The following is a 12,576-nucleotide window of genomic DNA, read 5'->3' on the forward strand; positions in this document are numbered from 1 at the left end:
TCCCTCCCTACCCCGGCACGCCGGCACGCAGTGAGAAGCTCGCGGTCCGCGACCGCGCTTCGCCGTCCCCCGGGCGCAGGTGCAGTTCCCCGCGCGCGGGCAGCAGCACCACTGTCGCCACGGTCCGCTCGACGGCGATGTCGCCGGTGTCCGGCACCCGGATCGGCGGATCCGAGAGCAACGCGAACTGGTCGGCGACCGTGGCACCGTCCGGCAACGCGGCCAGCCGGGAGCGGCAGGCGTCCAGCCGGCGGGTCGACGAGGTCCGCGCGAACACGTTCAGCTCGTCGTGCGGCGCGAGGTCGGGGTGCAGGAAGTGGTTGGTGTGCGCCAGATCCGTGCCACGCACCACCCGCTGCTCGTCCGTCAGGATCTCGACGTAGGCGGCCTGCTCGGGGTCGCACAGCATGATGGACCGGGAGCTGGCCAGGGGGAGACCGCGCAGGATCTCGACCGCCTCGTCCACGTCGCCCGCGGTGTCCAGCAGGTGCCGGATCGCGAGGTACGGCGGGAGTCCCGGCCGCCACCGCCCACCGAGGACGAGGTTCAGCCCGACCGCCAGCCCGTCGGAGTTGACGCCGAGGTAGCCGAGCAGCCCGGCGAAGCTCAGCACCAGCGACCGCCGTGGCGAGCCGTCGAGGCGGACGTCGAGCACCGCGATCTGGTCGTCGAGGTCGCCGTTGAGATCGACGGTCTGCGCCAGTACCGCCTCGGCGCCGGGCCGCGCGTAGGTCGTGCAGTCTCCGGCGGTCGGGACCCGTCGGTAGCCCATGACCTCGCGGCGCAGCTGCAGCAGCAGCGCCTGGTCGTGGCTGAGCCCGGCGCCGTCGGCGAGCCCGCGGACCTCCTCGGCGAGGTTCGGCGTGGCCGCCTCGAGCACGGCCCGATGCGCCTGGATCGCCGGTCGCAGCGCGTCCATCGAGACGGCGGGTCGCATCACCCGGTTGAGCCGGCAGAGCCCGTCGTCGACGAAGGCGCGCAGGGCGCGCGCCCGGGCGGCGCCGTGCTGCCGGCCGACGCGGTACGGGTCGCCGTCGACCCGCACTCGTTCCGCCTCCTCGGATTTAAAACGTGTGGTCACGTTGGGGAACGGAAAGTCCTGTTGGGGTACGTGCTTGTGGCTGGGTTGCGTCACGTTCCCCTGAGGTGCGGTTGGGGAGTCCTCGGGCTGATTTGATCTCGAGGTTGACATAGGGTGTCATGCCCTCGCGCCCGTATGTACCTTCGGTCCGGACTCCAGCTGGCGCTTGATCTCCGGCCACTCGGCACGCAGCACGCTGTAGTACACCGCGTCCCGCCGCCGGCCGCCGGGCATGAAGTTGAAGCTGCGCATCGTGCCCTCCTCGACCGCGCCGATGTTGCGCAGGCCACGGCGCGCCTGCTCGTTGAGCTCGTCGGTCTTGAACTCGACGCGCTCGGCACCCAGCCGCTCGAACGCGTGCTCCAGCAGCAGGTACTTCGCCCAGCGGTTGATTCCGTGGCCACGGAAGTCCTTGCCCAGCCACGACCAGCCGATCTCGATCCGGGCGTCTGCCTCGGCGAGGTTGCCGAAGCTCATGCTGCCGGCGACGCGCCCACTGGCCTTGTCGGTGATCACGAACACGACCCGCCGGCCGGCGGCGTGGTCGGCGAGCGACGCGTCGAAGTAAGCCTCGTAGTCGGCGTCGGTCTCGACCAGGGACACGAAGTAGCGCCAGATCTCCGGGTCCATGGCGATGGCGCGCACCGGCTCGCGGTCCTCCGGGGTGATCGGCCGCAGCCGCACGTACTCGTTTTCCAATGTGGACGCTGCGGTCTCGGTCCAGCTCATCGCGGTGTCCCTTCTCCGACGAGGTTCGCGTTTCGGGCCAGTGCGGTGACGACGTCGCGCAGCGTTCGCATGGCGGCGACGTCCTGCTCGGTGAAGTTCGCGACGGAGACCCCGGTCCGCTCGCAGACGTCGGTCATGAACAGCACCTTGTTCAGCGAGGTCAACCCGTACTCGCGGACCATGTCGTGGTCCGGGCCGATGTCCTCGGGCGCGACGTCGTCGAGCACCAGCGCCAGGCTGTCGCGTGCCACCAGTTCGATGGCCGCGAGCCCGTCACCCGTGTCACCGTGCATGGATTCCTCCCGTGCTGTCGACGATCTCCGCCCGGTAGAGCTCCAGGATCCGGTTCCGCCGTGGCTTGAACTGCGAGGTGAGCGTTTCGTTGTCCACACTGAACTTCGGCTGGGCGACGACGACCTTGCGGATCTGCTCGTCGCGGCCGAACGCGTCGTTGGTGCGTGCGAGCTGCGCGGCGATGGCCTCCTCGTCCGCCGGCTCGCCGCTCGGCGACACGACCGCGACCAGGTGCGCCCGGTCCGCGCTGACCAGCACGCACTCCTCGATGGCGGGGCTGGTCTTCAGGTGCTCCTCGATCGGGCGGACCACGACCTTCTTCGCGTTGTCCAGCACGATCACGTCGTCCGCCCGCCCGCGGACGTAGAGGAAGCCGTCCTCGTCGAAGTAGCCGAGGTCGCCGGTGCGGACCACCCCGTCCGGGCCGAACACCCGCTCCGACTCGCCGGAGGCGGCGTAGGAGTACCGCCGGTTCACCGGGTGGTCACTGCGGATGCTGATCACCCCGTCGGCGTCGATCAGCACCTCCTTGCCCGGCAACACCTTCCCCACGCTGCCCTCCCGGTGGGCACCGGGGTGGTTCTTGGCCACGATGCAGGTCTCGTTGAGCCCGTAGCCCTCGTAGATCGGCAGTCCGGCAGACGTGAAGAACCGCAGCACGGCGGCGCTGGCCGGGGCCGAGCCGGTCCACAGGTAGCGGATGCGGTCGCCGAACACGCCCCGCGCCGCCTCGGCGGTGACCCGCTCGTCCGGCTCGACGCCTGGGCCGGCCAGGCGGCGGGCCTTCGCCCGGACCTGCTTCATCGCGGTCTCGTAGAACGCGGGCACGCCCATCACGACCGTCGGCCTGGTCCGTCCCAATGCGACGAACGCCGCCTCGTAGGTGCTGACCGTGACGTCATGGCCGAAGCACAGCGCCGAGTAGATCCAGTACCGCTGCTGCAGCAGCGACAGTGGCAGGAACACGAACAGGTCGTCACCCGCGCGGTGGGCGAAGATCTCCTGCACCGCACGCAGCGAGCTGTCGACGCTGCCGACGGTCGCGGCGAGTCCCTTGGGTCTCCCGGTGCTGCCCGAGGTGAACTTCAGCGTGGTCACGTCGTCCGGCGCGTAGTGCACCGGCTCCGGCTCGGCGAGCGCGGGGTCTGGTTCCGCCATGGCCCGCACCTCGCCGATCGGCACGACCCCCGGCTCGTCGGACGTCTCGTCGGTGAACACCAGCCGAAGCTCGTACTCGCCCGCCAGTTCGGCGCCGGGCTTGACGCTGCCCGGCTCGAACCCGGCGGTGACCGCCTTGCACCGCAACGCGGCGAGGTCGAGCAGCACCCACTCCAGACAGTTGCGCGCGACCACGCCAATCCGCTCGCCCGGGCCGACGCCCTGCTCGCGCAGCCGCGCGGCCACCCGGCCGGCCATCGCCCACAGCTGCGGCAACTCGACCGACTCGGTGCCGTCCAGTCGCACCACCGAGATGCGGTGGCCGGGGGAGGGTGGTCCGGCGACCAGCCGGTTGATCACGCTCATCGACCGTCCTCGACGAACTCCGCCATCGCGCGCGGGGTGACCAGCTCGGGCAGCCGCTGCAGCGGGACGCTGACGCCGAACTCCTTGCGCACGGCGGTGACGATGCGTGCGGCGGCGACCGAGTGCCCGCCGAGCTCGAAGAAGTTGTCGTCCACGCCGACCTCGTCGAGCCGCAGTACCGACGCCCACAGCCGGGCCATCACCCGCGCGGATTCCGGTGCCGGTGCGTAGTTGCGCGGCCGGACCCGGGTCGTCGCCGCCTGGCGGGTGAGCGCCGCTCGGTCGACCTTGTTGTTGCGGGTCAACGGAAGCCGCTGGTGCCACACGAACTCCGACGGGACCAGGTACGCCGGTATCCGCGCCGCCAGGTGCGCGCGAAGCTCGTCATCGGTGGGACGGTCGGGCGGTCCGGTCAGGTGCGCGACCAGCCGGTCGCCGCCGGGCGTCTCCTGCCGCACCACCACGGCCTGGGCCACCGCTTCGAGCGCCGAGAGGTGGGTCTCGATCTCGCCCGCCTCGATCCGGTAGCCGTTCACCTTGAGTTGGTGGTCGAGGCGGCCGACGATGTCGATCGTGCCGTCGGGCAGGTACCGGCCGAGGTCTCCGGTGCGGTACAACCGCCCGCGCACCGGGTCGTCGCGGAACTTCTCGGCGGTGCGGGCCTCGTCGCCCCAGTACCCGCGGGCAAGGCCGAGTCCGGCGGCCCAGATCTCGCCGACCACCCAGTCCGGCGCGTCCCGGCCGTCCTCGTCCAACACGTACGCCCGGTTGTTCGCGTTCGGACGTCCATAAGGGATGGTGCGGCCGTCCAACTCGTCGATCGGGTGCAGGATGTTCCAGATCGTGGTCTCGGTCGGACCGCCGAGGGACATCAGCCGCAGGTCGTCGGAGAGCCGGCGGAGCGCGGGGGGCAGCGCCGGCGGGATCCGGTCACCGCTCATCATCACCAGCCGCAGCGTCGCCAGCTTCGCGGCGCCGCCCTCGGCAGCGGCCTGGTCGTGCAGGAGCGAGACGATGGCGGGCACCGAGTTCCACACGGTGACCCCGGCGGTCTCGCACAGGGTGAGCCAGTGCGCGGTGTCGGCGGCCTTGTCCGCGTCCGGCAGCACGAGCGCCGCACCGGCCGACAGCGCGCCGAACACGTCGTAGACGGAAAGGTCGAACGTGAACGCGCTGATGGCGAAGAACCGGTCCGCCGCGGTGACTCCGAACCGCGTGTTGCAGTCCGCCACCACGTTGACCACGCTGCGGTGGCTGACCATCACGCCCTTGGGTTCCCCGGTGGTTCCCGAGGTGTAGAGGACGTAGGCGAGGTCGTCCGGCTTCGCGTGGGCCGGCACGTCGGGCGGCGCCTCAGGTGGCGCGGCGTCGGCGTCGAGCCGCAGCACCGCGAGCGCGTCGGCCAGGTCGGTGGCCAGGTCGGTGTTGGTCAGCACGCAGCGCACCCGGCCGTCGCGCAGCAGGTAGTCGCGCCGTGCCGGCGGGACGTCGGCGTCGACGGGCAGGTACGCGGCCCCGGCGAGCAGCGTGGCGAGGATGCCGACGATCTGCTCTGGGCCCCTGGTCATCACCAGCCCGACCAGCTCGTCCCGGCCGACGTCGTTCTCCCGCAGCCAGTCGGCGGCGGCCCGGGCCCGCCGGTACAGCTCGCCGTAGTCCATCGTCCGCCGGGAGGTCACGATCGCCGGCGCGTCCGGGGCGCGCTGGGCGTTGGCGACGAAGCCGTCGGTCAGCAGCGCGTCGGCCACCGGGGTGGTCGTGTCGTTCGCCGCGTCCCGGCGTTCCCGCTGGGCCGCGGGCAGCAGGTCGAACGTCGTCGCCGACCACGCCTGCTCGTCGAGCAGCCGTTCCAGCATCGTCAGGTAGCCGGCCGTGAGGTCGTCGAGCAGTCCCTCGGGGAACAGGTCCTCGACCCCGTCGATGGTCACCACCAGCCCGTCGTGCAGCTCCGCGACGAACGTGTTGATCCACACCTGCGGGGTCTCGGTGACCGCGTAGACCCGCGGCCCGAACAGCTCGCGGGCCGAGTAGTCGAGGTCCTGCTGGAGGTAGCCGACCGTGCTGGTGAAGGTGAACGGCATCCGCGCGGCCGCCGGGTCGCCGCGGTGGCGACCCAGCTCCCGCAGGACCTCGATCCCGGAGAAGTGCCGGTTGTCGAGGTCGCGGTGCATCCGCGACTGGAGGGCCCGGGCGCGGTCGGCGAAGGCGAGCCCGGGGTCCAGGTCGATCTCCACCAGCAGGATGTCGGTGAAGTTGCCGACGGTGTCCGCGATCCGCGGGTGGATGGGTGGGCGGTTCGCGATGGTCGAGTTGAGGGTGAACCGGCTGCCGCCGCCCCACGCCGCCAGGGTCTGCGCGTATGCGGCGAGCAGAACCGTCGACGGGGTCAGGCCAAGCTCCGTGCAGCGCGCCTTCAACCGGGCCCACGGCTCGGGCTCGACCCTCAGCACCCGAGGGGTGAAGCGGGGGTGGGTGATCGCCGAAGGCGCCGTCCGCAGCGGCAGCGCCGGCGGTGGCGGCAGGTCGTCCAGCCGGTCGAGCCAGTAGGTCCTGGACCGCCGGGCGGGCGCCTTGCCGCGGGCGGTCTCCGTGGCGGCGACGAACGCCCGGAACGACGCACCCTCCTCGGTGACGGGCAGCCGTTCGCGTTGGTAGGCCCGCCACCAGTCGCGGAAGACCAGGAACCCGCTCACCGCGTCGGCGGCCAGCCCGTCCAGGCCGACGTGCAACACCATCCGGTCGTCGGCGAGGACCGTCACGCCCGCGTCCATCAGCGGTGCCCGGTCCGCGGGTAGCAGCAGGTGGGAGCGTTCCTCGCGCAGCCGGTGCCAGGCCGCCTCCCGCTCGGCCTCGGGTCGGTCACGCAGGTCCACCCGCCCGAGTCGCACGTCCACGGACTCCTGTTCGAGCTGGCGATCACCGACGATCCTGGTGCGCAGCATGCCGTGGCGGGCGACGACCGCGCGAAGTGCCTCCTCCAGCCGGTCGATGTCCCAGACGCCTTCGACCTCCTGGTAGACGTACGCCGCGACGTTGCCGATCTCGAAGTCGCCACCCCGGCCGAGCAGGTAGCCGCGCTGCAGCGGGGTCAGCGGGAAGCCGGTGTCGAGCCGCTCGTCGGGCAGCGCGGCGAGGTGGGCGAGCAGGTCCGCCTTGTGCGTTCGGATCCGCGCGATGAGGTCGGGGTCCATCCGCTCCTTCGGTCCCCGCAGCCGCAGCTCACTGCCGGCCGCGGTGATCCGCAGGCCCCGTGACTCGATGTCGCGGATGACGTCGGTGTGGCTCATGCTCGGCCTCCCCACCTGGTCGCGGGCCGGGCTAACACGAGACGACCTCGTCGGTCAGCTCCGCCACGGCCTCCGGTGTCGCCTTCTGCTCGAGCAGGCGCGCCAGCGCCGTGACGTCCCGCTCGCCGAGCAGTTCCTCGACGGTGACGTCGACATCGAGCTGCTCGAGGAGCTGGTACTGCAGCGCGACGGCGTGCAGCGAGCCGACGCCCAGTTCGACCAGGGTGGCGCGGTCCAGGTCCGATTCGTCGGTGAGCTGCACGGTGCTGACCACCAGGTCGCGTAGCCACGGCAGCAGGGCCGGCTGCTCACCGTCGGCCGGCGCCGCCTCTTGGGTCGCCGGTGTCGTCGTCGCGCTGAAGAACTCCTGGCCGGCAAGGTCGATCGGGGTGCCGGCCGCCACGAGGTCGACCGCACTCGGCCAGCGTGCCGGCGCCGGCCCGCCGAGCGCGGCCGCCAGCTTCGCGGCGAAGCGCGGCATCACGGGCGCGGCGCAGTGGGCGAGCATCCTGGCGGCCGCCAGCTCGTGGGCGATCGCCGTGCCACCGGTCTCCTCGCGGAACCGGGTGGCGTCCTCGACGATGCCAGCCAGCTCCCTAGTCGCCCGATTCAGCGAGAAGTCGTCGCGGCCGAGGCAAGCGGTGAGCGCGGCCAACCGCTCGGCGATCCGGTCGCGGAACGCGGTCTGCACCGGCGTGGGCGGCCCCACCCGCGGTGCCTGGCCGCCGCAGGTGTCACGTACCCGCACGCCGAGGTCGGCGAACCAGAGCTGCCAGGTGCCGAGCAGCACGTCCTTCACGACGTCGGCGAAGGCGTCGTGCCGGAAGCTCGTCCGCCGGCCTTCGGGACGGGTGTGGGAGAGGAAGAAGCGGACGGCGTCGACGTTGTGCGCGCCGACGAAGTCCTTGGCCCACACGACATGTCGGCGGCTGGTGGAGAACTTGGCGTCCTCGAGCAGGTAGAACTCGTTGACGTGGTAGTCGATGTCGCAATCCCAGTCGGGGTAGGCGAGCCGGTACAACACCGGGTAGAGCACGGAGTGGTAGAAGCTGTTGTCGTAGCCGAAGAAGTGCACGATCTTCCAGTCCGGCCGGGGCGCGCCGGCGGCCCAGTCCCGGCCGAGGCGCCGGCCCAGTGACTCGATGCCGTGCAGGAAGCCCCAGGCCATCTCCGGCCACACCCAGATCACCTGCTCGTCGCCGAGCCCCTCGGCCGGGGCCACGCCCCAGGCCGACGGGTGGCTGACCGCGACGTCGAGCCGGTCGCGCCGGAACAGCCGCTCGGCCAGGTCCCGCAGCCGGTCGGGCACCCGCCCGCGGTCGTGGTGGGCGGCCAGCGCGTCGCGGAACTCGTGCAGCGGCAGGGAATAGCGGGTCACCATGCCCCGGCGTGGCGGCGCGTCGGACCGTCCGGACCGCGGGTCGCCGAGGTCGGCGCAGGAGTTGGGCTCGCCGCACTCCTCGCAGATGCTGCCACCGGTCGGCTCGTGGCAGGTGGGGCACCGCCCGCTCACGTCGACCTCGTACAGGTACGCCCCGGTCTCGCCGTCGAACAGGGCCGCGTCCTCGCGGGGCGCCACCGAGCCGGACTCGACGAGTCGGCTGAAGTACGCCCGCAGCCCGTCGGCGTACCCGGGGTCGGTGCTGGTCACCGTGTACTGGTCGACCTCGATGTCCATCAGCCGCAGCGTCTCGGCGATCTCGGCGCCGTAGTGCGCGGCGGTCCGCTCCGGCGTGCTGCCCTCGCGTCGGGCGCACTCGACGACGTAGCTCTGGTAGTCGTCGCTGCCGGTCAGGTGCCACGCGGTGACGCCGTTCATGCGTTGGAAGCGCACGAACGCGTCGGCCCCGAGGTACGGGCCGGACACGTGACCGAGGTGTAGGTCGCCGTTGGGTGTCGGCGGGGTGGAGAACACGAGGACGGGCCGGGTACCAAAGGGGTTGCCGGTGGTCACCTTTACCTCCATGGGCGGCTCAGCGCCGACCCGCGGCCGGCGCGGTGTCGGATGATCGGTTGGACGGGGTGGGGTCGCCGGCCGTGCGCAGTGCCGCGGCGGCCAGTGCGGGCGCGAGCCGGACCCCGGAACCGGAGCCACCACGGATCGACACCAGGCCGGGGTGGTCCGGGTGCGCGGTGACGACCGGCAGGCGGTCCGGGGCGTACCCGTCGCAGAAGGCCCGGCCTGCGGTGACCGCCTCGGCCGCGGCGGGACTACGGCGCCGCACCGCGTCCGTCCCGCACCGCAGGTCGTCCTCGCTCGCCCGGCCGTCCATCGACGCCGGGTCGAGGTCCCAGATGTCGCGGTAGAAGCTCACCAGCGTCGGGCCGGTGGCCGACGGCAGGAAGAACAGGTCGTCGTCGAGGAAGTACACCAGCGGGTCGCCGGGCTCGGTGGGCAGGTCGGCGTGCAGCGCGGCGACCCTCTTCGTGCGCACCGCAGGTCCGTCGGATCGCGGCCCGGGCACCGGCCAGGCGCCCGTGGCGACGATCGCCCGCCCGGCGGACCACGTCGCGCGGTCGCCGACCAGCCGGTAGCCGCCCGCCTCCGGATGGATCCCGGTGACGTTCTGTCCTGAGTGGACGGTCACGCCCTCGGACACCAACCACTCCGCGAGCCCGCGCGCGTCGACCGCGAACCCGTACCCATCGTGGGTCAGCAGCTCCTCGTCCGCGCCGAGCCGGACGCCGGGAAGCATCCGCTCGACCCGACCGCGCTCGTCCTCGGTGACCACGCGCAGCTCGGCGTCGACGACCCGGCCGTGGAACGCGTCGCGGCCGGCACGGCCGACGACGTAGATCATCCGCATCGGCCGGAGGAACCGCCCGGCCGTGGTGTCCCGCAACCGCGCGAACGCGGTGGCGGCATCACGGACCAGCCGCCTGTGCGGCGCCGTGGCCGCGAGCGGGAAGCTGACGCCGGCCGACCACGCGGTGGCGCCCGCGCCGATCGTGGACCGCTCCAGGAGCACGACGCGTCGGTCGGGCCGCGCGTGGGCCGCCTGGTGGGCCACGAAGCAGCCGATGATGCCGCCGCCGATGATCGCCAGGTCCGCGGATAAGTCGGTGGTCACGAGGACGGCCCTCGCCACCACACGGAGAACAGGCGCAGCTGGTCGGTGCCGGTGTTCGTGACCCGGTGCGGCACCCGACTGGCGAAGTACACCATCGCGCCGGGCGCGACGTCCATCGTCGTGTCGCCGGAGACGACCCTGCCGGTACCGCTGCGCACCATCCACAGCTCGACCACGTCGTGCACGTCCAGCTCGGTGGTCGCCCCGGGCGGGACCTCGAACCGGGCCGCGGTGAACGGCCAGTGCTCGGCGGCCGGAGCGGCCTCCTCCATGACCATGCCGGAGTCGTACCGCTCGGCGGCCTGGTACTCGATGCGTGCGGGCTGAGTCATGGCAGGGTCACACCTACTCTGTCCGAGGTGATCGTTGCGTCCGCCGGCTGGTCGGACTGTTTGGTGCCGTCCCACGAGATCGTCGACCGCGTGTCCTCGGTCCGGTAGACGGGCCGGCCGCAGATCGAGTTGATGATCCGGGCGCTGCGCCACGCCGCGAGGCTGAGGTTCGGGTCGGCGATCCCGTGCGTGCTCTCGGCGGAGTTCTGGACGTAGAGCCCCAGATGCTCGGGCCCGTCCCAGTCGAGCCGGTAGTCGCGGCGCACCCGGAGTGTGCCGTCGGCGCCCAGGATCCGCTCGCGCAGTGGCTCGAGGTACCGGGGGAACTCGCTGTGGTAGCCGGTCGCGAAGATCACCACGTCGGCGCCGCAGGTCTCGATCTTCCCGGTGTCGTCGTCACGAATGATCGCCATGAGCCGGCCGTTGCCCGTGTCGCCGTCGGCGAGCAGGTCGGTGACCCGACGGCTCACCAGCAGCCGGCGGGAGAGCCGGCTTCGACCCAGCGCGTCCAACTCGTACAGCCGGCGGTAGATCTCGCGGAGCAGCGACTCGGAGACCCCGTCGCTCGCCATCCGCTGCCGGTCCAGCAGCATCCGGCGGCGTTCGGGGGACAGGCTGTAGAAGTGGTCGACATAGGCCGGGTGGAACCACTCGTTGCTGAACGGCGAGTCGTCCATCGGCAGGAACCCCACCCGGCTGGAGACCCAGGTCAGCGACTGCGGCACGCCGACCTCGCCGCCCAGCAGGTGGTTCACCACCTCCGCGCCGCTCTGGCCGGCGCCGACCACCATGACGTCCCGCCCGGCGACCGCCGGTCGCACGATCCGGAACTCGGAGCTGTGCAGCACGGTGTCGCCGCGCAACTTGGCCGCGAAGTCGGGCAGCGACGGGGTCCGCCCGGAGCCGATGACCAGGTTCCTGGCTGTCACGGGCTCCCGGCCGGTGCAGGTGATCTCCAGGACATCACCCCGCAGGTCCACCCGCTCCACCTCGTGGTCCCAGCTGACGCCGCTGATCCGGTCGGCCGCCCACTGGTAGTACCGCTCGAACTCCTGGCGCGAGCACCGGTCGGTGTGCGCGATCAGGAAGCGGTGCAGCAGCCCCTCGGTCGCGAGGTAGTTGAGAAACGAGAACCTGTTGCAGGGGTCGACGAGCGTGACCAGGTCCTTGAGGTAGGAGACCTGCAGCTCGGCACCGGGCACCATGATCCCGCAGTGCCACTGGAACGACCGCCGTGCCTCGAGGAAACGAGCCCGGACGTCGGCCAACGGTTCGAGTAGGGCGGCGAGGCTCAGGTTGCACGGGCCCAACCCCGCCCCCGCCACGTCTAACTCGACTTCGGATCCGCCGTCAGGCACGTCCTTCGCCCCCTTGCAGTCGAGGTGACGACAAGTTCCAGACCTAAACGGACAAGGCCAGCGCCTGTCAAGACAATCGCCGAGAGAAGGCGCGTAGGTCGTACTGTCCACTGTGTCTGCCTGTCCACTGTGTCTGCTTGCTCGACGAGGACGAATCAATCCGGTGAGGTGGGCCGAGGGGCATGGAGAAGACGTGCACCAGCCGGCTGAACGGCCAGAACACAACAGTGCCCAGGCGGCGAGGGCATGGAGCTGGAAGCCGAGTGGGGCGGCGGCCATCAGGTCGGGTTCGGGCTGGAAGTAAGATCGAGCGGAACCAGGGCGAGACGGACTCGCGGTAGTCGTGCGGGTCGCCGGTGAGGTTGCCCAGAACGGTGGTGCCGAGGCCGAGCACGATCGTGCCGACCAGCAGCACGTACATGACCTTGTCGTTGCGCGTGGTCGCGGAGAACACCGGCCCCACCGTGCGGCGGCGGTAGACCAGGATCGCCGCACCGGCCAGGATGCAGAACCCGGCGACGGCGCCCAGCCCGACGGCCACGACGTGGTAGGCGGTCTCACCGATCCCGACGGCCTCCGTCCAGGACTTCGGCAGGAGCACCCCGCCGACGTGGCCGATGGCGACCAGCAGGATGCCGACGTGGAACAGCGGGCTGCCCAGCCGCAACAGCCGGCTCTCGTACAGCTGCGAGGAGCGGGTGGTCCAGCCGAACTTGTCGTACCGGTAGCGCCACACGTGGCCGACGACGAACACCGCGCTTCGCCACGCGGCCACCTTCGTGCGGGCGGGCAACCCAGGTGTGGCGGCCGACCACCTGCGGAGTAGGGCCCTTCGCCCCGCTGGTTCGGGGCCCTACGACCCGCTCGCCGTCACCGCCGGCGGGTGGTGTCATTCGGTTG

Annotated in this window: 10 protein-coding genes; all 10 read right to left on the reverse strand. The window is 71.5% G+C overall.

Annotated features, from left to right (window positions below; translation table 11 throughout):
- Positions 1–7: 7 nt before the first annotated feature.
- Entirely contained in the window at positions 8–1,135 is a 1,128-nt protein-coding gene (locus ACRDTB_RS06275) for a C45 family autoproteolytic acyltransferase/hydolase (protein WP_431429006.1), read from the reverse strand.
- A gap of 63 nt (positions 1,136–1,198) precedes the next feature.
- Positions 1,199–1,810 carry a GNAT family N-acetyltransferase gene (locus ACRDTB_RS06280; protein ID WP_431429007.1) on the reverse strand — a complete coding sequence of 204 codons (612 nt, stop codon included), beginning with the start codon at positions 1,808–1,810 and terminating at the stop codon, positions 1,199–1,201.
- On the reverse strand, positions 1,807–2,103 hold the full coding sequence (locus tag ACRDTB_RS06285) for an acyl carrier protein (protein ID WP_431429008.1): 297 nt from the start codon (positions 2,101–2,103) through the stop codon (positions 1,807–1,809). The genes ACRDTB_RS06280 and ACRDTB_RS06285 overlap by 4 nt, the downstream gene beginning before the upstream one ends.
- Entirely contained in the window at positions 2,093–3,628 is a 1,536-nt protein-coding gene (locus ACRDTB_RS06290) for an AMP-binding protein (protein WP_431429009.1), read from the reverse strand. The genes ACRDTB_RS06285 and ACRDTB_RS06290 overlap by 11 nt, the downstream gene beginning before the upstream one ends.
- Positions 3,625–6,915, reverse strand: coding sequence for a non-ribosomal peptide synthetase (locus tag ACRDTB_RS06295; protein ID WP_431429010.1), 3,291 nt, complete (start codon positions 6,913–6,915; stop codon positions 3,625–3,627). Before ACRDTB_RS06295 ends, ACRDTB_RS06290 begins: the two co-directional genes overlap by 4 nt.
- Before the next feature lie 31 nt (positions 6,916–6,946).
- The gene (locus ACRDTB_RS06300) at positions 6,947–8,869 is read right to left on the reverse strand and encodes a class I tRNA ligase family protein (RefSeq protein ID WP_431429011.1); all 1,923 of its coding nucleotides are present in this window, start codon (positions 8,867–8,869) and stop codon (positions 6,947–6,949) included.
- Between the two features lie 19 nt (positions 8,870–8,888).
- On the reverse strand, positions 8,889–9,986 hold the full coding sequence (locus ACRDTB_RS06305; RefSeq protein ID WP_431429012.1) for an NAD(P)/FAD-dependent oxidoreductase: 1,098 nt from the start codon (positions 9,984–9,986) through the stop codon (positions 8,889–8,891).
- Positions 9,983–10,318, reverse strand: a complete 336-nt coding sequence (locus ACRDTB_RS06310; protein ID WP_431429013.1) for a cupin domain-containing protein — start codon at positions 10,316–10,318, stop codon at positions 9,983–9,985. Before ACRDTB_RS06310 ends, ACRDTB_RS06305 begins: the two co-directional genes overlap by 4 nt.
- Positions 10,315–11,676 carry a lysine N(6)-hydroxylase/L-ornithine N(5)-oxygenase family protein gene (locus tag ACRDTB_RS06315; protein ID WP_431429014.1) on the reverse strand — a complete coding sequence of 454 codons (1,362 nt, stop codon included), beginning with the start codon at positions 11,674–11,676 and terminating at the stop codon, positions 10,315–10,317. The genes ACRDTB_RS06310 and ACRDTB_RS06315 overlap by 4 nt, the downstream gene beginning before the upstream one ends.
- Positions 11,677–11,743: 67 nt before the next feature.
- A complete protein-coding gene (narI, locus tag ACRDTB_RS06320) occupies positions 11,744–12,469 on the reverse strand; it encodes a respiratory nitrate reductase subunit gamma (protein WP_431429015.1) in 726 nt (241 codons plus the stop codon).
- Positions 12,470–12,576 lie beyond the last annotated feature (107 nt).

The sequence above is a fragment of the Actinophytocola sp. genome, assembly GCF_050699935.1.
Classification (GTDB): domain Bacteria; phylum Actinomycetota; class Actinomycetes; order Mycobacteriales; family Pseudonocardiaceae; genus Actinophytocola.